The 21751-nt window shown below is 60.6% G+C and carries 20 protein-coding genes; 7 read left to right on the top strand and 13 right to left on the bottom strand.

Features of this window, described 5'->3' with window-relative positions; all coding sequences use genetic code 11:
- From AC07OK_RS28005 to tssK, 13 genes are all read right to left on the bottom strand, one after another.
- Window positions 1-846: a universal stress protein gene (locus tag AC07OK_RS28005; RefSeq protein ID WP_494693342.1), complete on the bottom strand. Its 846-nt coding sequence runs from the start codon at window positions 844-846 to the stop codon at window positions 1-3.
- 9 nt (window positions 847-855) lie between these two features.
- Entirely contained in the window at window positions 856-1698 is an 843-nt protein-coding gene (locus AC07OK_RS28000) for a universal stress protein (RefSeq protein ID WP_494693341.1), read from the bottom strand.
- Window positions 1699-1812: 114 nt separating this feature from the next.
- The gene (locus AC07OK_RS27995; RefSeq protein WP_494693340.1) at window positions 1813-2205 is read right to left on the bottom strand and encodes a nuclear transport factor 2 family protein; all 393 of its coding nucleotides are present in this window, start codon (window positions 2203-2205) and stop codon (window positions 1813-1815) included.
- A gap of 71 nt (window positions 2206-2276) precedes the next feature.
- A complete protein-coding gene (locus AC07OK_RS27990) occupies window positions 2277-4040 on the bottom strand; it encodes a diguanylate cyclase domain-containing protein (protein WP_494693339.1) in 1764 nt (587 codons plus the stop codon).
- Window positions 4041-4043: 3 nt separating this feature from the next.
- Complete coding sequence (locus AC07OK_RS27985; RefSeq protein ID WP_494693346.1) at window positions 4044-5303, bottom strand: ABC transporter substrate-binding protein; 1260 nt, start codon at window positions 5301-5303, stop codon at window positions 4044-4046.
- A 305-nt stretch (window positions 5304-5608) separates the two neighbouring features.
- Window positions 5609-6574 (bottom strand): hypothetical protein, encoded by a 966-nt coding sequence (locus AC07OK_RS27980; RefSeq protein WP_494693338.1) that lies wholly within the window; start codon window positions 6572-6574, stop codon window positions 5609-5611.
- Window positions 6575-6712: 138 nt separating this feature from the next.
- Window positions 6713-7216, bottom strand: coding sequence for a hypothetical protein (locus tag AC07OK_RS27975; RefSeq protein WP_494693337.1), 504 nt, complete (start codon window positions 7214-7216; stop codon window positions 6713-6715).
- Window position 7217: 1 nt separating this feature from the next.
- Window positions 7218-7796 (bottom strand): hypothetical protein, encoded by a 579-nt coding sequence (locus tag AC07OK_RS27970; RefSeq protein ID WP_494693336.1) that lies wholly within the window; start codon window positions 7794-7796, stop codon window positions 7218-7220.
- 325 nt (window positions 7797-8121) lie between these two features.
- Window positions 8122-8634 (bottom strand): hypothetical protein, encoded by a 513-nt coding sequence (locus AC07OK_RS27965; RefSeq protein ID WP_494693335.1) that lies wholly within the window; start codon window positions 8632-8634, stop codon window positions 8122-8124.
- 2 nt (window positions 8635-8636) lie between these two features.
- On the bottom strand, window positions 8637-9887 hold the full coding sequence (locus AC07OK_RS27960; RefSeq protein WP_494693334.1) for a glycoside hydrolase family 19 protein: 1251 nt from the start codon (window positions 9885-9887) through the stop codon (window positions 8637-8639).
- The gene (locus AC07OK_RS27955; protein ID WP_494693333.1) at window positions 9884-12763 is read right to left on the bottom strand and encodes a type VI secretion system Vgr family protein; all 2880 of its coding nucleotides are present in this window, start codon (window positions 12761-12763) and stop codon (window positions 9884-9886) included. Before AC07OK_RS27955 ends, AC07OK_RS27960 begins: the two co-directional genes overlap by 4 nt.
- Window positions 12763-13527 (bottom strand): type IVB secretion system protein IcmH/DotU, encoded by a 765-nt coding sequence (gene icmH, locus AC07OK_RS27950; RefSeq protein ID WP_494693332.1) that lies wholly within the window; start codon window positions 13525-13527, stop codon window positions 12763-12765. Before icmH ends, AC07OK_RS27955 begins: the two co-directional genes overlap by 1 nt.
- A 14-nt stretch (window positions 13528-13541) precedes the next feature.
- Entirely contained in the window at window positions 13542-14882 is a 1341-nt protein-coding gene (tssK, locus tag AC07OK_RS27945) for a type VI secretion system baseplate subunit TssK (protein ID WP_494693331.1), read from the bottom strand.
- A gap of 383 nt (window positions 14883-15265) precedes the next feature.
- On the opposite strand from tssK, the gene AC07OK_RS27940 reads away from it, so the two are divergent.
- From AC07OK_RS27940 to tssG, 7 genes are read left to right on the top strand one after another with little or no spacing between them, the layout of a single operon-like run.
- The gene (locus AC07OK_RS27940; RefSeq protein WP_494693330.1) at window positions 15266-15757 is read left to right on the top strand and encodes a tetratricopeptide repeat protein; all 492 of its coding nucleotides are present in this window, start codon (window positions 15266-15268) and stop codon (window positions 15755-15757) included.
- Between the two features lie 50 nt (window positions 15758-15807).
- A complete protein-coding gene (gene tssB / locus AC07OK_RS27935; protein WP_116989050.1) occupies window positions 15808-16311 on the top strand; it encodes a type VI secretion system contractile sheath small subunit in 504 nt (167 codons plus the stop codon).
- Between the two features lie 2 nt (window positions 16312-16313).
- Window positions 16314-17798, top strand: coding sequence for a type VI secretion system contractile sheath large subunit (gene tssC, locus AC07OK_RS27930; RefSeq protein WP_494693329.1), 1485 nt, complete (start codon window positions 16314-16316; stop codon window positions 17796-17798).
- A 40-nt stretch (window positions 17799-17838) separates the two neighbouring features.
- A complete protein-coding gene (locus tag AC07OK_RS27925) occupies window positions 17839-18330 on the top strand; it encodes an Hcp family type VI secretion system effector (protein ID WP_008449053.1) in 492 nt (163 codons plus the stop codon).
- Between the two features lie 26 nt (window positions 18331-18356).
- Complete coding sequence (gene tssE, locus AC07OK_RS27920) at window positions 18357-18848, top strand: type VI secretion system baseplate subunit TssE (protein ID WP_020702961.1); 492 nt, start codon at window positions 18357-18359, stop codon at window positions 18846-18848.
- Between the two features lies 1 nt (window position 18849).
- The gene (tssF, locus tag AC07OK_RS27915) at window positions 18850-20694 is read left to right on the top strand and encodes a type VI secretion system baseplate subunit TssF (RefSeq protein WP_494693328.1); all 1845 of its coding nucleotides are present in this window, start codon (window positions 18850-18852) and stop codon (window positions 20692-20694) included.
- A complete protein-coding gene (gene tssG / locus AC07OK_RS27910) occupies window positions 20658-21740 on the top strand; it encodes a type VI secretion system baseplate subunit TssG (RefSeq protein ID WP_494693327.1) in 1083 nt (360 codons plus the stop codon). The genes tssF and tssG overlap by 37 nt, the downstream gene beginning before the upstream one ends.
- Window positions 21741-21751: the final 11 nt, after the last annotated feature.

The following is a 21751-nucleotide window of genomic DNA, read 5'->3' as shown; positions in this document are numbered from 1 at the left end:
TCAGTGCGAGATCAGCACCGGCAGCGTCATCTCGCGCAGGATGCTGCGGGTGGCGCCGCCGAGCAGGGTTTCATGCAGGCGGTGGTGGCCGTAGCCGCCCATCACCAGCAGGTCGCAGCCGCGCTCGGCCGCGGCGCACAACAGCGCCTCGCCGATTTCCACCGTGGTGAACTCGCGCATCACGTCCACCTGCACGCCGTGGCGGGACAGGCATAGCGCCATGTCGGCGCCCGGCTCGGTGCCGTGGCGGGCCGGGTCGCGGTCCGCATTGAGCACCAGCAGCGTCACCCGTTGCGCCAGTCGCAGCAAGGGCAGGGCGTCGCTGAAGGCGCGCGCCGCCTGTGCGCTGCCATCCCAGGCCAGCAGCGGATGGCGGACCGTGTCCGGCATGCTGCGGGCCCTGGCCTCGGTCGGCGCCAGCAGCAGCGGACGGCCGCTTTGCAGCAGCAGCTCCGGCGGCAAGGGGCGGCTGACGCCGAAATGGATGTCGTCGGGATCGGTCTGGCTCAACACCAGCAGGTCGGCATAGCGGGCATGCAGCAGCAGGCCGCTTTCGGCGTCGTCCTCATACAGATTGCTGGACCACAGCTTGACGTCCGCTGCCGCCATATCACGCTCGAAGTTGGCCAGCGCGGCGGCGGCCTGGTGGCGCAGATGGTCCAGCACATGCGGCGGCAGCGGCCAGGCGCCGAGACTGTCGTTCCACTCGGCGTAGCGCGAAATGCCGGTCAGCGCGACCCCGGTCAGATGGGCGCCGGTGGCCAGCGCGATCCTGGCCGCCAGCGCATAACGGCCGGCCGCATGCGGCGACTGGTCGCAGTGTACGACGATGGTTTTGTAGCTCATGGCCGGACCTCAGTGCGACATCAGTACGGGCAGCGTCATCGACGCCAGCAAGGTGCGGGTGACGCCGCCGAGCACGGTCTCGCGCCAGCGCAGGTGGCCGTAGGCGCCCATCACCAGCAGGTCGGCGCCGAGATCGGCCGACAGCGACAGCAGCGCTTCGCCCACGCTGGCGCCTTCCGGTTTTGGCTGTTGCGACACTTCGACCTTGACACCGTGGCGGGCCAGGAACAGCGCGATATCGGCGCCCGGCTCGGCGCCGTGCACACCGTATTGGTGTTCCGCATCGAACACCGCCAACGTTACACGGGCGCTGCGGCGCAGCAGCGGCAGCGCGTCGGTGACGGCGCGGGTGGCGGAACGGCTGCCGTCCCAGGCGACCAGCGCATGGCGGTCGATATGCGGGTAGCTGCCGGCGTAGGGCACCACCAGCACCGGACGGCCGCCGTGCAGCGCCAGGTAGGCCGCCAGGCCGGGACCCATCAGCAGGCCTTCTTCGCCCGGTTCGCACTGGCTGAGTACCACCAGGTCGGCATAGCGGGCCTGGAGCACCAAGCCGTTCTGGGTTTCGTCGTCGCTGATGCGGCGCTCGTAGCGCACGTCAGCGGCGCGGGCCTGGCCTTCGAAACGTTCCAGCGCCCGCTCGGCCGTGCGGGTCAGCTCGTCGAGCTGCTCTTGCGGCACCATGCCGGCGTACATCATGGCGCTGTTGCGGTAGAACTCGCCCGCGATGCCGGTGGTGGCCGCGCCAATCAGATGCGCGTCGTGTTCGCTGGCCAAGCGCGCCGCCAAGGCGATGCGTTGCGGGGCGTGGGCCGAACTGTCGACGTGGACGAGTATGTTTTTGTAGGACATGGCGTTCTCCTGGTCAAGTGAAAAAACCAGCCTAACAAACGCCTCTCGCAAAATATATGATCTGGATCAAAATCACCCGATTGCACCACTGGCCCCGCCCTCAATTGACGCGCTTCAGGTGGCCTGGCCTTGGAAGGCCTTGTTGGCTATCTTCCAGCCTTGTTCCGTCTTGAGCAGCACGAAGTAGTCAACGAAGGTCATGGCGCCATGCAGCAGCGTGATGCGGGCGCAGGCGGCGTTGCCGTGGACTTCGATCCAGTCGGCGGTGCGGCGGCGTTGCGCTTCGTCGGCGGCCGGTGTGCCCTTGAAACGTTCGCAATACACATCCAGCGGCCACGAAGTGAATACGCCTTCGCGCATCGATTCGATGTGCGCGGTCGGCAGGAAGGCTTTGCGCATGAAGTCGGCGTTGTCCTGGGCGTGGCCTCGGAAATAGTTTTGTATCGGTTCCAGCACCGCCAGTTGTTCGGCGTTGAAACGCGGTTCGGACGGTTGAGCGTTATCCATAGGAGTCTCCTTATTGAAAGCGCATCCTACGTGACGCCGGCGCGGCTGTGACCGGGCCGCGCCGATAGCATCTATACTCCGGCGGGCATATCGCTGCGCGCGGCTGGCGTGCCATGGTGGCGGGCCAGCACCACCTGGTTGCGGCCCTGTTTTTTTGCCTGGTACAGGGCCTGGTCCGCAGCGCGGATAAAGTCCTCTGCGCCAGGCGCGGCGCCGGCCGGCAATACCGCCACGCCGATGCTGATGGCGACATGGCCGGCCGGCGAGCGTTCATGCGGCAGTTGCAGCTGTTCCAGCGCGGCGCGTATCGATTCGGCCAGGGCCAGCGCCGTGTCCTCATCGGTGTCGGCCGCCAGCATGACGAATTCCTCGCCGCCGTAGCGCGCCACCAGGTCGCTGGCGCGGCGCGCGTGGCTGGCCAGCATCGTCGTTACCTGGCGCAGGCAGGTGTCGCCCGCCTGGTGGCCGTAGTGGTCGTTGTAGGCTTTGAAGTAGTCGACATCGATCAACAGGAGCGCCAACGGCTGGGCGGCGCGCTGCAGCGTGGCCGACAGTTCCGCGGCCAGTACTTCGTCGAAGCGGCGGCGGTTGGCGATGCCGGTCAGGCCGTCCGTCATGCTCAGGGCCGACAGCTTGAGGTTGGCCTGCTCCAGGTCGCGGGTGCGTTCGGCCACGCGCTGTTCCAGCTGTTCGTGCGACTGGGCGATGTTGGCCGCCATCTCGTTGAACTTTTGCGCCAGCAGCGCGATCTCGTCCTTGCCTTCGTCATGCATGCGCAGCGCATAGTTGCCCGGCTTCGTTTCGCGCATGATGCCGGCCAGCTTTTCCAGCGGCGACGAGATGCTGCGGGCGATGCCGTAGCCCATCAGCAGCGCGCAAAGAAAGGAGATCACGCCGATCAGCACGATGTCGTCGCGCACCGTTTGGGCCTCGGCCAGCAGCAGGTCGTTGGGCAGCGTGCTGACCACGTACCAGTTGGTGCGCGGCACCGGCGTGTACACGGCCAGGTAGCCGGACGCCCGCGTGGCGCCGGATGCAATGGCGTTGTAGGCGAGGTGGCCGGTGGTTTCGCCGTTCTGGGCGGCTGCGGCGATCTGCTTCAGCAGCGCCGGCGCGACGCTGTTGCCAGCACCTTCGTTGCTCTGGATCAGGCGGCGGCCGGCGCGCAGGTCGACGATGAAGATCTCGCTGCCGGCGCCGAGGTTGACGTTGTCGAAAATGCTGGAAAACCGGGTCGAGCGCATGCCGAGGAACAGGCTGCCGGCCAGCTGGTTGTCGCTCTTGAAGTAAATCTGGCGGGCCATGGCGATGCTTTGCTGGCCGTCCCACAAATCCAGCGTGCCCCAGTAGGGACGTCCTTTGCGCGATGCGGCCGCACGGCTGAAGTCGCCGACGCCCTGGCCGAGTTGGGCGAACACCTGCGGATCGAGCACTTGGTTGTCCGGCGTCAGGAAGTATTTCTGGTCGATGTCCTGGAACGAGCCGTAGTTGGCCAGCAGGATGTGGGTCAGGTCGGCGCGCGCGCGGCCTTGCTCGGCCGGGCTGTCGCCGGCGTAGCGCGCCAGCGCCGTTTGCACCGGGTCCGACAGCACCAGCGCTTCGCTGCCGGCCTCGATGTCGGCCATGCGCAATTGCAGATTCTTGGCGACCTGCTTGACGATCTCGGTGGCGAACAGGCGGCTCTTTTGCTGGATCGCGTTGCTCGATTCGGCCCAGGAAATATAACCGGTCACCAGCAGCGGCAGCAGGGAGATTAGGATCAGTGCGCCGAACAGGCGGTAGCGGATGGCGATCTGGCGCAGCAGGCCGGCCGGTTGGTAGCGTCGCGTCGGCATGGCTCAGTCCTTGCGGCCCGCTGCGGACTCGCTGCGCACAGATGCATCCAGTTTGTGGGCGGCCTGGCGCGGCGTGATCTTGCCGGATAAAACGTCTTGCAGCAGCGGGTGCAGCGTTTCGATGCTGTTGGCGGGCAGGAAGGCATAATAGGGCGGCACCGAGCTGGCGTGTTGGCTGACTTGCTGCATATAGGCGCTCAGTTGCGGGTCGGACAGCAGTTGGCCATCGACGCGCTTCATCGACGAAATATTGTGGCGGGCATTTTGCTGGATTGGATAGCCGGTGTTGGCCATAAACTCCAGCAGCAACATGGCCGCCGCGCGGTTGCGCGTATTGCAGACGGCGAAGCCGGTCTCGCTGCCGACCACCGGCACCACGGTCTTACCGGCCGTGTTCCAGGGCGGAATGAAGACGCCGGCATCGGCCGTTTTTCCGCCCAGCAGGCGGCCGGCGGCCCAGCTGCCTTCAAAGGCCATGGCTGCCTTGCCTTCCGCGAACAGGCGTATGCCCTGGTCGTAGGAGGTGTTCATATAGCCGTGCTGCACGTAGCCGCGCGCGGCCAGCAGCTTGATCTTGGCGAAGATGTCGGCGGTCTCGGCGGTGTCGAGGTCGAGCTGGCCGCTGGCCAGTTGCCGGCGCCAGTCCGGCTTGGCCGCCGCGACATTGTTGGCGAAGCCGTAGCTGAAGGGACCGTTGCCCAGCATGTTGGGGAAGCCGCCGTCGAGGATCAGCGGCGTCAGGCCGGCTTTTTTGAGCAGTGCGCAGGCGGCCAGGAGTTCGTCGAAGTTGGTCGGCGGCCGGTGCACGCCCGCCTGCTGGAACATGGCTTTGTTGTAGTAGATCAGCGTGGCCGCCACACCGCTGGCGATGCCGAAGTGCTGGCCATTGGCCGTGGTCCAGTCCGGCTTGAGCAGATCCAGCATATTGGACCACGCCGCGGTGCCGCTGACGTCGGCCAGCAGGCCTTGCGCGGCGAGGCCGGCGGCGTAGGCATTGGGATTCACAGAGATCAAATCCGGCAGCTGGTTGGAGGCGACCCGGGGTTTCAGGTTTTCTTCGACCGAATTGCCGATCATGAACTGGACGTTGACCTTGATGTCGGGATGGGCGCGCGTGAAGGCGGCGGCAATGTGGTGCATTTCCTGCGGCCAGTCCGGCGCCCAGACCAAGGCTGTGATGACGGTCGGCGGCGCCAGCGGCGCGGCGGGTGCCGCGTTACTGCCGTCGCCGCAGCCGGCGATCGCCAGGGCTTGGGCCAGCAATGCAAGGCATAGGGTACGTCGTTTCAACAATTGTCCGGTCGCAGTCTTGCTTGGCATTTCCATTACGTTACAGCCGTTGTGAGCAATCGGCCTTCATTGAGATACCATTAGATCACAAATGTTGCCATAAGGGAATCGCCGGGCGCGAAACTACTGCTTGGCAGTCACGAAACTGCACACATTCGGTCAATAGCGGCTGCTATAAGGTGGACGGCGCGTGGCAGATCCTGGACCACTATTGGTCGGCGATGCCTGAGGCTGTCGCCCAGTAAGCGGCACAATTTTAGAAAAATAAATTTTGCTGGTTACGGGCGAGCTGGCCGTGGAAGTATCCTGGTCGGGTAAGCTTGATCTGGTGGAATGTCGGGAGTCGTGCCAACGAAAACCGCACCGAGGCGATCGACGCAAAATTGTTCGGCAGTGCGCCAGCCAGCAAGGTCCTTCGGTTTATTCAATACCCGCTCGTCAGGGAAATTGTAGAGCAGGGCATCCAGCGCGGCGTGCCTGACCGATTTCTCGCTTACCTCGCGAACGTAGCTTTTCAGCGGTGAGCGAAGGTAGCCGCATACGAGCAAAAGACTGCGTCGCGTGCCAATCAGTCCAAGTGGTTCCAGCCGCTTTGCTAATTCTGTACCATCCTTTGCCGCGCCTACGTTGTAGAAGCGGTTAGGTGGTGCGGGCGGTGCGGATTGCTCGGCCTGAATGGCAGCATCGATGAATTCATCTTCAATTTGAGTGTTACCGAGGGCTGCTTGAGCAATCTGAACCGCTCGGTGTCGTTCCGGTTCGTCGCGCCATTTCGGCTGCAACGCCATTTTCTCGACGGATGGTCGCGCCTCCAGCGTTTTTGCTTTGGCGGCGAGATACAGGTATTCACCTTTCAGCTGTTGTAGCGACGCTGCGTAGACCTTACTAAACGCTGCCAGATCAGATGGTTTGCATCGGTCGGACAAGATGGTAGCGGCACGGCTTGCTGCAGCATCGGCTTTGGCAAACCCGCCCATGACCAGCGTTCGAATAATCGCCTGGTTGCGGATAATCGGAAACTTGTCCGGCGTGGGCGTATTCGTTTCCATGCCGAGTTTTTCCAGCAAAAGGACAATATTCAAACGAACTTGTTCTGTGCCGACAGCGAGTTCTTTAGCCAAGAGCTCCAGATTGACGCTATCTGCGCGCGGATTGACCAGCATGTCATCACGCACGTCCTGTGCATAGCTAATCTGAGACGCGGCGCCGATTAGCATCGAAAGACAAAGAATGGCGATCTTCATGGTTGGATCTGCTGGGCAAGCGCATGTGCGACGTTGGACTTGAAGCGCGGCTGCGAGGAATCGGTCATTGTCCTCTATTTGACTGTCCATGAAACCCGGGCTAGCTCAGGGCTACCTCAAACTGACCCCGGCGCCCTTTCACTGCGGCGAGGACAAGGTGATATACAGCAGCAAGCGGCGGTCTCCGCCACAAACGAATCCCTGCACCGGCCTGCCGGACTGTTTCAATGTCGTGGCGTAGCGGCGGCAGTCACGCAGGGCGGACAGATCCGCCGTCGTATTCTTATGCTCCGCCAGCAAGCGGCGAAACGGCTCACTCAGCCACGGGCGCGCGGCTTCCGGAGCGATAAAGGAGGTGCCGTCGGTTTCCTTCTGCGATGCGAACCAGGCGTCGTCGGCAGGTTGCAACTCGGCGATCAGGGTGGTGAAATCGGTAGGGCCGGGCACGCCGCCCTTGTATTCCGGCGTGCCAAAAATCTCCCAGCGGGCCGAGGTCGCCGGTATTTGAACATTGACCACTTGACGTAGTGCGGACAGCTTGTCTGATACGCTGGGTGTATGGTCTTCCATTGAGCAGCCTTCCAAAAGTAGTGTGCCAGCCGTAAGCCCGATCATCAGGGCCGATGTAAATAAGGATTTCATATCAAATTTTATTCCTGAGACGCCTGCTGTCCTGCTCAACTTGAGTGTTGCCCAAGGCTGCTTGAGCAATTCGAATCGCTTGGCGCCGTTCCGGTTCGTCGTGCCATTTCGGCTGCAACGCCATCTTCTCAACGGATGGTCGCGCCTCCAGCGTTTTTGCTTTGGCTGCGAGATACAGGTATTCACCTTTCAGCTGTTGTAGCGACGCTGCGTAGACCTTACTAAACGCTGCCAGATCAGATGGTTTGCATCGGTCGGACAAGATGGTAGCGGCACGGCTTGCTGCAGCATCGGCTTTGGCAAACCCGCCCACGACCAGCGTTCGAATAATCGCCTGGTTGCGGATAATTGGAAACTTGTCCGGCGTGGGCGTATTCGTTTCCATGCCAAGTTTTTCCAGAAAAAGGACGATATTCAAACGAACTTGCTCTGTACCGACAGCGAGTTCTTTAGCCACGAGCTCCGGATTGACGCTATCCGCGCGCGGATTGACCAGCATGTCATCACGCACGTCCTGTGCATAGCTAATCTGAGACGCGGCGCCGATGAACATCGAAATACAAAGAATGGCGATCTTCATGGTTGGATCTGTTGGGCCAGTGCTTGCGCGACGTTGGATTCGAAGCGCGGGTGCGAGGAATCGGTAAGCAGTTCGGTGACGATGTCCTGGGCGTTCTTGTCCGGAAAATATAGCTGTCGCGGCGCAGCCGCAGCAGCGACAGCGCGGGTTCCTGCGCAGGTGATAGCGCGCCAAGCCGCCGTCCGCACCCAGCCATGCGGCTTCGGTGCAGATGCCCTGCCATGCCCGTTTACCGCCGTCCGGCTGCAGCAGCGTTAGTTAGAATTGATGTGCCATGATTGATAAAAAACATGTTCAACTTAAAGTGAGCGCCATCCAGAGATAGTTACTCCCAATTCTTTAGCATTTCGACATAATTGCCATCTGGTTTTTTCTCGATGAAGCTAGAGGGGGCGCGCGGATCGCCTATTGTATGAGTCCATCCCTGCTTGCATGACATTTCGGCGATCGTGTCACCTTTTTTTATAACTTCTAACAGAGGCCCTCCGCGCATAGGGAAATGCAACAAGTAATTTATATCTTGATTTTTGAACCAAATTATAGTTTCCGCATTGCTTGCGTAGGTGACCTCTGCTCTGCTAAATCTTAAATTTGGATGAGCTTCACCTTTGTAGCGCAACTCTATTTTCTTGGGCGTTCCAAATCTATACTCCAAGTAAGGCGATGGATCCGTTTCATTCGAAAGACACAACGAAACTATTTTTTTTCCTAAGTCGCAAGAAAAGAAGACTTTTTCTTTTGATGTGCAGAGACTATTTTCCGCAGAATTTGCTGAGGCAATGAAAAAAATACCAAAAAGTAAAAAAATATTCTTAGTGATTTTTAAAGGATTTTTCATGATTATTTAAAGGCAGGGTATGTTAGGTTTGTGAAGTTCGATCGACGTTCTGCAGCGGCATCCTTCGCTTTCCCGTTAATGGCGGTGGTTACCTTATCAATTATTTGGGCATCCACTCCTTTGTCGGCAAGGGTGTAGATCGAGTTTTTAACCCAGTACCAAACAGCAGAACGAATGAAATACGGGAACTCAACTAGATTATCAGGATTATTAAGGAAGCCGGGATTTGTATCGGACCAATAATTGCTGTATTCATTGTTAAACAACGTATAATTCGTTTTTCCGGTGAGCTGAAATATCCCGCGCCCCCGATATTTCCATCCATCGCCTGTGGATGGTGAGCCATTGCCATTTCTGTCGCCGTAAGCTTTGTTTGCTATCTTTTCTTGGTCCGCTTTTTTTGTAATCTTCTTTTCCTTAACAGTTTTCTTGACGCCCTTTACGGTTTTTTCAACATCTTTCATTTCCTCCAAACGACCATCCGCCTTTGCTTCTTCAGGATGATCTTTGTAGTAACTAAACTTGTCAACCAGAACATGTGGCAAATAGTTCAAATTTTCTTGTTTTGGAGATAAAAGTGAACCTGCTTCCTGACGTACTTGCGCAAAGAAATGTGCGCGGCGAAAAATTGTATCGAGCTTGTATTTTGGCAAATCTTTGTTTAAATCTGCAGCTATTTTTAATAAATAATCTTCTTTGGCGGCAGGAAATATTTTCTTTAACTGCTCTACCGTTATAGTGTCCGGCACTGGACGATTTGTTTGGTGTTCGGGTTCGCGATTGCGATTGTTTGCTTGAGTTGGCGCTACACCCTGGTTATCCATAGGACTGGGGCCCGGAGTTGGAATCGGGAATGGGGCTGCTTGACCTGGTGGTAAGGCAGGCTTTGCAGGAATACCTTGAGTAGCTGGATGCGGGTGTGTTCGAGAGTCGTTCTTGAATGTTTTCATACGCTCATTCACAAGTTGAGGTTCCCCTATCTTGGGAATGCAAGTATCTATCAGCTTAAAGACCGAAGCTCTTTTTGACCAAGCGTAAATTTTGATCGGAGATGTCGTTTTTGGGAGTACCTCAACAGTATTTTTGGTGGTACTGGTAGTGCCTATTTTTTCTTGACCTTCAAACTCAATTTTATACTTAATATCGCTTAATGGATCTAGATAACGGTTAACAAAATTAATCATCACCGGGCCGGGAATCGGCACGGTTTCGTCTTTTTTAAAGATATCAAAAAAATCGCGCCATCCTGTCATGTTTCTTCCCCATCATGTGCAACTGGATCATCGCTCACAGTGTGAGTAAACTGATCCCATTCATTATCTCCAACAATAATTTCTAAATCTTCGGGATTGTCTGTAAACACTCTTTCTGACATTGCGAACGAGTTGATCGTTCCTTGCGCCAGTAACTTACCATTTTTACCTTTGGTCCATATTTCATAGCGTGCGCCAATCAATTCGGGGTCGTTATGTATCATATGGCCCACGTTGATTAGCTGGCTGTAGGCGGCAGGAAATGCTGCTAGATTGATTAGTTTGTCCGAAGATCCATTAAATTTGGCGTGACCTGATGAACCACCTTCAAACACATGCTTCCCTCCCTTGACGGTGAAGTTGCCAGGGCAGGCGAACGTGATGTCGCCGCCTTCGAGTGTGATCGACGACTGGCCGGCTTGCAATACGATCTTCTGATTGGCCTTGATCTCGATGCTGTCGTTGACCGAGATGACGGTGATCGACTTGTCGGCCAAAATCTCCAGCTGGTCGGTGTGCGCTTGCAGCGATACCGGTCCGTTACCGGCGATGGCCTGGATGCCGCCCGCGTGCGAGAAGTAGCTCACCGCATTGGCCGCAACCGACGATACCGTGTACCCGGCCGTCATATGCAGGTCGCCCTGCGATACCCAATGCAGCTGCTGGCCCGCGAACAGCACGGTCGATGCCGGCGTGGCCCAGTTGATGCTGGACGGAGCGTCCATCACTACCAGCGGGGTGCCGAATTTTTCCACCGGCTTGGCTGCGTCGAGCTCACGCGCACCGTCTTTGGCCTTGGCTGCCTGCTGGCCGTTGACCGCGCCGGCATGCTTGCCTTTTTCCTTGGGATCGAGCTGCGTGATGAGGTCCTTGTGCGCTTCAGCCGCCGGCTTGCTGGACAAGGCCTGCTGCTGCGTGGCCGCTTCGCTGAGTTTATCCGCCAGTTCCTTCGATGATTTCAATGCGCCGAGCGCCTCGTCCGCATCCATTTGCGTCGACGTGACGCTGCTGCCTTGCGCTGCGCGCGCGCTGGTGGTCAGCAGCACGCCATCGGCTCCGCGCAACGTCGCCCAGGCGTCGGTGCGCAGTTCAAAACCGCTGCCGCGATAGGCGCCGCGCTGGGCGGAGGAGGGATCCTGCTGGATCAGATAGCCCAGGTTCAGCTGCGTCGCGGCGCTGCTGGTCGCAAGCCTCGTGCGCACCTGTCCAGGCGTGTCGTCCAGCTGCCATTGGTTGTAGCCGCCGCCGTCGAAGTTGTGGCTGTGGATGCCGGACAGCGTGCCCGCATGATTGGCGCCCGAATCCACGCCCGCCGAAAACGGCGGCAGGTCGGAACCGGTGTACAGCTGCGCGACCACCATCGGCCGGTCCATATCGCCTTCGATGAAGTCGACCAGCACCTCGGTGCCGATGCGCGGCGTGAATTGCGAACCCCAGTTCGGGCCGGCCAGCGCCTCCGCCACCCGCACCCAGGTGCCGGAGCTTTCATCGCCGGGCGCGTTGCCCTTGCTGTCGGTGTTGTGGCCCATGCCGCCGGCGTTGGCGCCTTGTCCGCGCTGCCAGCTGAACTGGATCTTGACCTGGTGATCGCGGTCCGTCGTTGCGACGGCGCTGGCCAGGCCAACGACTACCGCCGTCTGCGGACCCAGCGCGGTGCTGGCGTGCGGCGCGGCGGTGGCGCGCGGCACCACGGCCACGCTGTCGCGCACGCAGCCGAAGCTGTTGCGGTAGGTGCCGTTCTCGATGCCGCCGCCGATCAGCGAGGCGGCCGTCTTGATCTGCGACTGGATGTTGTTGCGCGCCTCGTGGCGCACCCACAGCACCATGAAGCGGTTGTCGCCGTCGGCATAGCGTTCGTGCTGCGTCAGCTGGAAGCCGTGGCCCGCAGCCAGGCGGCGTACCGCGCCTTTGCCTTCGAAGACCTTGTTCTCCAGTTCCAGCGCTTGCAGCATCAACTGGCTGTGCGGATCGGCGGCGACGCCGTTGTCGGCGCCGCTGGCGATGCGTTCGCCGCTGCCGTCGTACACGGCCAGCATCGGCAGTTCGCCCGTATCGAGGCTGGACGCCTGCTCGGCCGACGGCGCCAGCAACTGCGCCGGGTCCCAGCTGCTGATGCTGATGGCGTTGGCCTGCACCTGGCGCCGCGCCGAGAAGTGATCGATGGCGTCGTCGGTGTCGGTGGCGCGTACGCCGTGGAAGCGGATCTCGGCGTCGCCCGGCGTATCCGGGGCGCGCGCCTTGCTGTCGAAGATCACCAGCTTGTGCTTGGCCTGGCCGTCCTTGCTCTCGTCGTCGGCCTGGTCGTGTTCGAAGCGCCAGCTCAGGCCCTCGGAAGCCAGCAGGCGCGTGAAGAATTCCAGGTCGCTTTCGCGGTACTGCGTGCAGATCGCGCGCGGCTCCAGCGTTTGCGTGACGTCGAACTCAAAGCGCAGCTGCGGATAGTCGGCCAGCAGTTCGGTGACGATGTCCTGGGCGTTCTTGTCCTGGAAAATATAGCTGTCGCGGCGCAGCCGCAGCAGCGACAGCGCGGGTTCCAGCTGCAGGCGATAGCGCGCCACGCCGCCGTCCGCGCCCAGCCATGCGGCTTCGGTGCAGATGCCGTGCCATGCGCGCTTGCTTCCGTCCGGTTGCAATAGCGTGACGGTCAGCTCTTCGCCGATGAAGATGGTCAGATCCAGGTCGGTCGATACGCTCAGCGCGTCCACTTCGAACGCATACAGTTCGTTGACGCCTTCACGGCCGCTGAAATGTTCGGCCATCAGCGATTCGGGCAGTCCCGAATCCTGGGCGCTGGCCAGCGTGAGCAGGCGCGCGTGTTGGCTCAGGCCCGTGCCGAACAGGCCGAGCGCCGAGGGAATTTGTGACAGCAGGTCCATCAGGGCAGGGTGATCGTCAGGTTGGCGGCGCGCGGCGCCATTTTGACCACGTCGTTATACGCGTTCATGCGGTTCGCGGCATTGTGGTCCAGTGAAGTGCGCAGGCCGATGTAGCCCAGCACGCAGATCAAGCCAAACACGGAGCACAGCACCCACACCGGCAGGTCGCTGCGCAGCTTGTGCTTGATCTGGTCCGGACGCTCGGCGTGCGGCGCGAAGCCGCCGCGCTTGCCCTTCATGTGGGCGATCTCGTCGCCCAGGCGCGAGGTCAGGTAGTTCAGTTTTTCCGAACCTTCGAGGATGTACTTGCCTTGGAAGCCGAGCAGCAAACACATATGGAACACTTCCAGCGCCTGCATGTGCGCGCTGCCGCGTGCGCGCAGGTTCTCCAGGCGGTTGTAGAAGTTTTCGCCGGCCAGCTGGTCGCCGAACAGCACCAGTTGCAGCGGACGGCGTTCCCACGCGTCGCGGATGCTGAAGCTGGAGCGCAGGATGATCTCGTCGACCGCCGCGCAGAAGGCGTACTTGGCGTTGTCGATATCGTCCGGCGAGGCGTTGTGCTTCTTCGCGCCGCGGCCGAAGTCGTCCAGGAAGGCCGTCATCTTGCGGGCGAATTCGCCGTCGTCCTGCGGGCCGTTGCCGTTCTTGAGCATGAACAGCGCGTAAAAGCCGTCGTACATCAGGTCGAGCAGGGTTTGCGGAGCGCTGGCGGCGCTGGCCGGGGCGCCGGCGCCCATCAGGGAAGGTGCGGTAACTGCGTTCATTTTTGGTCCTCAGTTCAGGAAGTTACGGCCACCAGGTCCAGCTTCAGGTCGTGCATGCCGCCGGGGACGTAAATGGAAATCGATTGTGCTTGCATCATGCGCTCGTACATCTGGCCCTTGGCTTCGAGCGCGAAGTAGCAGGCGTCCGGACGCACCGGCACCGCGGCCGGCACTTGCGGCGCATGCGTGAGCCGCACACCCGGCATGGCCGACAGCACGAATTTTTCGACGTCGTCCGGGGCGCCGATCTTGAAGCGCAGCGGCACGATGTCCACCAACTCGCTGGCCGGCAGGTCGGCCGAGACGGCGATGTAGAACGTGGTCTTGTCGTCGATCTTCTGTGAATCGAGCATGCCGTGGTGGTACGACGGCTTGACTTCCTTGAGCGCGATGGCGAAGTACTTCGACGAGATCACCGTGTCGAGCAGCTCGCGGATGATCTGGTGCAGCTGGGCGAAACCTGGACCGGGATCGGTGTGCAGGTAGGGCGGCAGGTCGGCCAGGGTCCAGCTTTTCGAGAAGGTCATCAGCGCGCCGGCCAGCGACAGCAGCTGTTCGTACAGCCGCTCCGGATGCAGCGTCGGATGATGGAAGTAGTGCGACAGCGAGGCAAACGCCGAACTGGCCGTATGCAGCAGCCAGAAGGTCGACATGTCGCCGGAGCGGAATTCGATCACGTGTTTGCTCGGCTCGCGGTGGTGGCCATACAGCGCGCTGACCTTCGCCTGCAGCGCGTCGATCAGGCGGCGCAGCTGCAGGAACAGCAGCGGTGAGCTGCGGATCGACAGGCTGGGCGCGACAAACGCGGCATCCAGTTCAAAACCGCCGGTGGCGGCGCGGCGCAGGCGCAGCAGCGGGAAGTGGGTGTACGAATCGCGCGGTTCGAACTCCGACACCAGGCGCACGGTTTTTTTCAAATAGCTCAGCTGCGCCGATGCGGCCTGCGTGTACAGGTCCGGCGTCTCGCGGTTCGACTGCAGGAAGCGCACCGCGTTGCCGCCATTGGCGCCGTCGCCGAAATTGCCGCCGAACGGCTTGAACGCGGGCAGGGCGGCGTAGAAGGTCACGGTCTGCTGCGATTGCAGCATCTGGCTCAGGTCCACGGAATCCGGCAGCTCGTCTTCGCCGGGCGCGCTATATAACTCGCCGTCCTGGAAGCGCAGCGCCAGCTCCAGCACCCGCAAGGTGTTGTTGGCCAAGGCGTCACGGTCAATCTGCAGCTGGTTCACGCCCCAGGCGTAGGGATGCAAGGCCAGCATGCTTTGGTGCAGGCGCTGCTCGTGATACTGGTCCTGTTGCTGGAAGTGCTGCGGGCGCAGGAATAAGCCTTCGCCCCATAGAATTTTGCTGCTCATGCGTGCGTCCTTGAGAGTGTGGCGCATTGATGCCATTTGTTAAGTAGCAGAACAATAACATTTCTTGTCCAATTGGCGCGCCCGCTTGGTTTCTATCGTGCGCAGCTTAAAAAATAGGCAACTCGGACCCCTGTGGAACTAAAAAGTTCCCCTTCACAACCAAAAATTCAATTGAACGCGGTCAATAATAAATTTCTGATAACGTGGCGCCTGTTGGAGAAATTAGTGATTAAGCATTCTTTTTTGATATTTAGTTTGAGGACAGCATGAATACCGTTATTTCCCTCGGCCGCATCGGTCGTTTCATTGGCGCCGCTGTCTGCGCCGCATCGCTCAGCGCTTGTATGACCGCCCCGGTTATCCAGAAACCCGCGCTGCCTAGTATGGAAGATATGCTGGCCAAGGCCAGCCAGGCCAGCGGTTCGGGGCAGAAAGAGCAAGCCGTGACTTTGTGGAAGGAGGCGGCTGTCGCCTACCCGGCCGACAAGGCGCCGTGGACCAATATCGCGCAGACCCGTTATGAAGCCGGCCAATACGGCGAAGCCATTACCAGCGCACAGGAAGTGCTGGTGCGCGATCCCAACGACCGCCTGGCCAACAGCATCATCGCCATCAGCGGCCTGCGTCTGTCGACGCGCGCGCTGTCGGACCTGAGCCGCCAGAACAATTTGTCCGGATCGCTGCGCACCGAGTCGCAAGACCTGGCCAAGCTGCTGCGCGAAAGCCTGGGCGAGTCGGTACTGGTGCCGCCGCAGCCTTCGCAAGCCTCCAACCCGGCGCGCAACAACAGCAGCACTGCCGCCAAGGGCAAAAAAGGCAAGGCCAAAGCCGCGGATGAGGATTCGAGCGCCAACCCGTTCAACGCCTTGAAGTAAGCAAGCGATTGTAAAGAAATCTGCATTTAACCCAACGATAGGGGACTCCCATGTCAAAAAATACCAGCGTCCAGAAAAAATTACAGAAAATTCGTCCGCCACGGGTCCAGATGACCTATGACGTTGAAATCGGCGACGCCATCGAAAACAAGGAACTGCCTTTCGTGATGGGCGTGGTCGGTGATTTCGGCGGCAATTCGGAAGTCGAGCAAAAGCGCCTGAAGGACCGCAGCTTTGTCGGCATCGACCGCGATAACTTCGACGAGGTGCTGAAAGCCGTCGAACCGCGCGCCGCCTATCGCGTATCGAATGAGTTGAGCGATGAAGCCGGCCAGTTCGCGGTCGACCTGAAGTTCAAGTCGATGGACGACTTCCGTCCCGAAGCCGTGGTGCAGCAGGTGGAACCGCTGCGCAAGCTGCTCGAAGCGCGCACCAAGCTGGCCGACCTGCGCAACAAGCTGGCCGGTAACGACAAGCTGGAAGACATCCTCAACGACGTCTTGAACAGCACCGAGAAATTGGCCGAACTGGGCCAGCAAACCACGAAAGCCTGATCATGTCCGCTCAACTGACTCCAGGCGGCGCGCCCGCCGCTACCACTGAAATGGCTTTGCTTGACCAGATCGTCGAGCAAAGCAAGGTCGCCAAATCCAGCGCCGAACACGCGCGCGCCAAGGATTTGATTTCCGAACTGGTGAACCAGGTCATGGACGGCACCGTGGTCGTTTCCGACAACCTGGCCGCCACCATCGACGCCCGCGTCGCGGAACTGGACCGCATGATTTCGGCGCAGCTGTCGGCCGTGATGCACGCGCCGGAATTCCAGAAACTGGAAAGCAGCTGGACCGGCTTGAACTACCTGGTGCGCAACACCGCCACCGGCCAGAACCTGAAGATCAAGATGCTCAACGCGACCAAGAAGGAATTGGTCAAGGACTTCCAGTCCGCGCTGGAGTTCGACCAGAGCACCATGTTCAAGAAGGTCTACGAAGAAGAATTCGGCACCTTCGGCGGTGCGCCTTTCGGCGCGCTGCTGGGCGATTACGAGATCACCCGCCAGCCGGAAGACATGTACTTCATCGAGCAGATGTCGCACGTGGCCGCCGCCGCGCACGCGCCGTTCATTTCGGCCGCGTCGCCGGAACTGTTTGGCCTGGAGAGCTACAGCGACCTGGGTAAGCCGCGCGACCTGTCCAAGGTGTTCGACACCGTCGAATACGCGAAGTGGAAATCGTTCCGCGAATCGGAAGACTCGCGCTACGTCGGCCTGACGCTGCCGCGCTTCCTGGGCCGCCTGCCGTTCAACCCGGCCGATGGCGCCACCACCGAAGGCTTCAACTTCGTCGAAGATGTCGACGGCACCGATCACCAGAAATACCTGTGGTGTAATGCCGCCTACGCGTTCGGCACCAAGCTGACCGCGGCCTTTGAGGACTACGGCTGGTGCGCGGCGATCCGCGGCGTGGAAGGCGGCGGCCTGGTGGAAGACCTGCCGACCCACACCTTCAAGACCGACGAAGGCGAAGTGGCGCTCAAGTGCCCGACCGAAATCGCCATCACCGACCGCCGCGAAAAAGAACTGAGCGACCTCGGTTTCATCTCGCTGGTCCACTGCAAGAACACCGACTACGCCGCCTTCTTCGGCGCGCAATCGGCGCAGAAAGCCCGCAAATACAACAGCGAGGCCGCCAACGCCAACGCCGTGCTGTCGGCGCAGCTGCAATACATCTTCGCCGTCTCGCGCATCGCCCACTACATGAAGGCGATGATGCGCGACAAAATCGGCAGCTTCGCCGCCGCCTCGAACGTGGAAGACTTCCTGAACCGCTGGCTGACCCAGTACGTGCTGCTGGACGATAACGCCAGCCAGGAACAGAAAGCCCAGTTCCCGCTGCGCGAAGCGTCGGTACAAGTATCCGAAGTGCCAGGCCGTCCGGGCGTGTACCGCGCCGTGTCGTTCCTGCGTCCGCACTTCCAGCTCGACGAGCTGTCCGTTTCACTCCGTTTGGTCGCGGAGCTCCCTGCATCGACCAAGAACTAAGCAACCGTAGTACTTACTTTAACAACCGAAAGGAATAACAATGGCAATCGACGTCTATCTGCAAATCGATGGTATCAAAGGCGAATCCGCCGATGCTACCCACAAGGACTGGATCGAGGTATCGACCGTTCAATGGGAAGTGCTGCAGCCTAAGTCGGCTACCGCATCGACCGGCGGCGGCCACACCGCCGAACGCACCGAGCACAAAGACATCGTGGTCTCGAAGCTGGCCGACCTGGCTACTCCTCTGCTGCTGCAAACCTGCTCGTCGGGTAAAACCATTCCTAAAGCGAAGCTGGAATTCCTGCGCGCCGACGGCAATGGCGAGCGTATCAAGTACTTCGAAATCGAACTGGAAAATGTTCTGATCAGCAGCGTTGCACCAACCGTCAAGCAGGGCAACATCCTGACTGAAGACGTGGCGATCAAGTATTCGAAAGTGAAGTGGAAGTACACCCAACAGAAAGTTGGCGGCGGTTCGGGCGGTAACACCTCGGGTGGCTGGGATCTGTCGGCTAACAAGACCGCGTAATCGACTGACTGTTTGATGGGATACCGATGAAGGGTTTTACGCCGGGACTGTTTGACCGGCTGATGGATATGCCAGTCAACGGCGCCTCCAGCGGCACGGTATCGCGCTTGTCGATCGAGGACTTGAAGGACTCGGTCGCGCGCGATCTGGAAGCGCTCCTCAACACGCGCACCGTGATCCCGGAAGAGCTGCTGAAGCGGTATCCCGAATGCGGACGCTCGATCGTGACATACGGCTTGAACGACTTTGCCGGCCTGTCGCTGTCGAGCACCGATGATCGCGCTTTTATTTGCCGATGTCTTGAAAAAGCCATCGCGCGCCACGAGCCACGCCTGCGCAATGTGCAGGCTTCGCTAGAACTGCGCGCTGACTCGATCAACCGCCTCAACTTCGCCATCACGGCGTTGCTGGTGGTGAGTTCGGCCCATGAGCCGGTCAATTTTGATGCTGTGTTGCAGCCGTCCAGCCTGCACTACACCATAAGCAAGGCGCGCCGCGTGGCGCAATCGGGAGCCTGAGTTGGACCAATTATTACCATATTACGAAAGGGAGCTGGGATTCCTGCGCCGCTATTCGCGCGAATTCTCCGAACGCTACCCAAAAATCGCCGGCCGGCTGCTGATCGGCGGCGAGGTGTGCGAAGACCCGCACATCGAACGCATGATCGAATCGTTCGCGCTGCTCAATTCGCGCATCGCCAAACGGCTCGACGACGACTACCCGGAATTTACCGAAGCACTGTTCGAGGTGCTGTATCCGCACTACCTGCGGCCGTTCCCTTCGTGCTCGATCGCGCGCATGGACTTCAGCGGCGCCGCGGCGCAGCTGACCACCGCCAGCGAAATCCCGCGCGGCACCCAGCTGACCACGCGCCCGGTGCGCGGCGCCGTGTGCACCTTCCGCACCGCGTATCCGGTGACGGTCGCGCCGCTGGCGCTGACGCATGCGGCCTTCGCCGCCATCATCGATGCGCCGGAAGCGACGCGCACACCGCCCAACGCCACCTCCAGCATCAGCCTGACCATTTCCAGCACCTCGGCCCAGGTCGCGGTGCCGCAGCTCGGGCTGTCCAAGCTGCGCGTGTTCATCGACGGCGAGCCGTCCTTCTGCGCCGCGCTGCGCGATGCGCTGTTCATGCGCGGCGTATGCGCCTATGCGGAAGCGGACGGCAATGGCCGTTGGATACCGCTGCATAAGATCCCGGTGACCCCGGCCGGCTTCGACGAGGAAGAATCGCTGATCGATTTTTCGGCCCGTTCGCACGCCGCCTACCGCCTGCTGACCGAGTATTTCTGCTTCCCGGAGAAGTTCAACTTCTTCGACATCGACCTGCACGCGCTGGCCGGCGTACTGCCTGCCGGCTGTAAATCGGTGACGCTGCACCTGGCCTTGTCCGGCATGCGCACTGATTCGAACACCGCCCGCATGCTCGGCACGCTGAACATCAACAACGTGCTGCTGGGTTGCACGCCGGTGGTCAACCTGTTCCGCCAGCGTGGCGAGCCTATTCGACTGACGCACACCACCGCCAGCTATCCAGTGCTGGCCGATGCCCGACGCGCGTTCGCGTACGAGGTGCAATCCATTGATTCCGTGAAGCTGGTGCGCCAGACGCCGCAAGGCGAATCGGTGCTGGAGTTCCGCCCGTTCTACTCGCTGCGCCACGGCCAGACGCCGGAAAAAAATGGCCACTACTGGGTCATGCGGCGCGATGACATCATCGCCGAGAAGAGCCCCGGCTACGAGACGCAGATCTCCATCGTCGATATCGACTTCGATCCGGCCGAGGTGGAAACCGACACTCTGAGCCTGGAGCTGAGCTGCACCAACCGCGATTTGCCGGCCTCGCTGAGCTACGGCCAGCGCGGCGGCGACTTGTTCCTGGAAGGCGGTTCCAGCGTGCGCGCCATCAGCTTCCTGCGCAAGCCGACGTCCTCGCACCGCTTCGAACGTGGCCGCGGTGCGCACTGGCGCCTGATTTCACACCTGTCGCTGAACCATTTGTCGCTGGCCGACGGCGGCCTGGATGCCTTCCGCGAGATGCTGACGCTGTACGACCTGCCGCGTTCACCATCATCGCAGCGCCAGATCGGCGGCATCCTGGCGGTGGCGCACAAGGCGGCCAATACCTGGTTGCCGGGGAATCCGTTCGCCTGCCTGGTGCGCGGCATCGAGGTGCGCCTGACCATCGACGAGGAAGCCTTCGTCGGTAGCGGCATCCACGCTTTCGCCCACATCATCGAGCGCTTCCTCGGCCTGTACGTGCACGCCAACAGCTTCACCCAACTGGTGATCGTATCGAATAAAACTGGAGAGGAGCTGTTGCGATGTACGCCACGAAGCGGCGATTTGAGCCTGCTGTAATCGAGCGGCTGTTCGCGCAGCCGTACCGGTTCGAGTATTTCCAGGCAGTGCGCATGCTGGAGCTGTGGCTCAAGCGCCATGGCGCGCCGGGCGAGGGCGCGGTCGCCAATTACCTGCGCTTCCAGAATTCGACCTCGCTCAACTTCCCGGCCAGCCAGCTGGAAGCGATGCAGCCGGAACCGCGCGAAGTGCCGACCGACGCCCGCTCGCTGGCGGAGGCGCTGCAATCGACGCAGCTGAAGTACATCCGCATCACGCCAGCCTTCATGGGTTTCCTGGGCAGCAGCGGCACGCTGCCTGCGCACTACACGGAACGTATCGCCGCGCACGCGCTGTACGAAAAGGACGATGGCCCCCGCGCTTTCCTGGATACCTTCTCCAACCGCGCGCTGGCCCTGTTCTACGAGGCCTGGCGCAAGTACCGGCTGGAGCTGAAGTATCAGGTCGACGGCAAGGACACCTTCCTGCCGCTGCTGCTGTCCCTGGCCGGCATGGGCAACGAGTCGCTGCGCCGGCGCCTGTCGGACGACGGCAATGGCGTGCTCGATGAGTCGATAGGCTACTTCGCCACCGCCATGCGCCAGCGTCCTGCTTCGGCGGTGCAGATTGCGAAGGTGCTGTCGGAGTATTTCAACCAGAAGATCAAGGCCGAGCAGTTCATCGGCTGCTGGTACGACGTGCCGCAGGAGCAGCAGACAGCGCTCGGCCTGGGCAACGCCATGCTGGGCGCCGGCGCCATGGCCGGCTCGCGCGTGTGGCAGCGCGATTTGCGATTACGGTTGGTGATAGGCCCGCTGGACCTGGAAGGCTACGAATCCTTCCTGCCCGGCGGTAAAGCGGCGAAGGCGCTGGAAAGCATGTTGACCATGTTTACCGGCCTCTCGCTGGAGTACGAGGTGCAGCTGGTGCTGCGCGCGGCCGACGTGCAGGGTGCGCGGCTGGAAGATGATCGCGTCGGCGGACGACTGGGGTGGGACAGCTTCCTTGTCACGGACGTCCAGACCCAAGACCGCGCCGATGTGCGCTATGAGATTCATACAGTATAAAAAAATAAAGG

Source organism: Duganella sp. GW821-FHT07G03 (genome assembly GCF_059418605.1).
Note: the sequence above shows the minus strand (reverse complement) of the source record. Positions and strands in the feature narration are given on the sequence as shown.